The following is a 556-nucleotide window of genomic DNA, read 5'->3' on the forward strand; positions in this document are numbered from 1 at the left end:
TATCGGAAGGTGCGGCTGGATCACCTCCTTTCTAAGGAGCATTTGAGGAGCGACAGCTGCTCAAATATCCGAGGTCGATAGTAACCGGCAGGAGTTGAAACTAACCGCCGGGGACTCTAACCTCCATCTTGCAAACCTGTTTAGTTTTGAGGGACCTCTTGGGTAACCTCTTTAGTTTTGAAGGACCATATATATCGCGGAGTGGAGCAGCTGGCAGCTCGTCGGGCTCATAACCCGAAGGTCACAGGTTCAAGTCCTGTCTCCGCAACCAATTACTGGCAATTGGATAGCGGCAATTTAGTTAAAACGCAGGATGTCATGAATAATAAAACATGCATCCCGCGTTAAAATTTCTAATAGCCAATATCCGGCAATCAATAGCCAGATGCACCTTGAAAACTTCACAGCGAGAAATAACAAGATCGCAAAAGCGTCTTGGGACACCAACTGCGGTAAGCAACAATGCAAACGGCAGGGAAGTGCTCACAAGAAAAGACTTAGGCAAAAGCGAGAACCAGCGGGCTGTAATAAGCAAGCATGGCGCGAAAGACGCGAG

General features: G+C 48.0%; 1 protein-coding gene and 1 tRNA gene. One reads left to right on the plus strand and one right to left on the minus strand.

Features of this window, described 5'->3' with window-relative positions; translation table 11 throughout:
* The first annotated feature begins 195 nt into the window (after positions 1–195).
* Positions 196–271, plus strand: a tRNA-Met gene (locus tag DCCM_RS00755).
* A 45-nt stretch (positions 272–316) separates the two neighbouring features.
* On the opposite strand, the gene DCCM_RS18945 is transcribed toward DCCM_RS00755, so the two are convergent.
* Positions 317–556, minus strand: a 240-nt coding sequence (locus DCCM_RS18945; protein WP_207655518.1) for a hypothetical protein, incomplete at its 5' end; no start/stop codon positions are given.

The sequence above is a fragment of the Desulfocucumis palustris genome (assembly GCF_002933875.1).
Classification (GTDB): Bacteria; Bacillota; Desulfotomaculia; order Desulfotomaculales; family Desulfocucumaceae; genus Desulfocucumis; species Desulfocucumis palustris.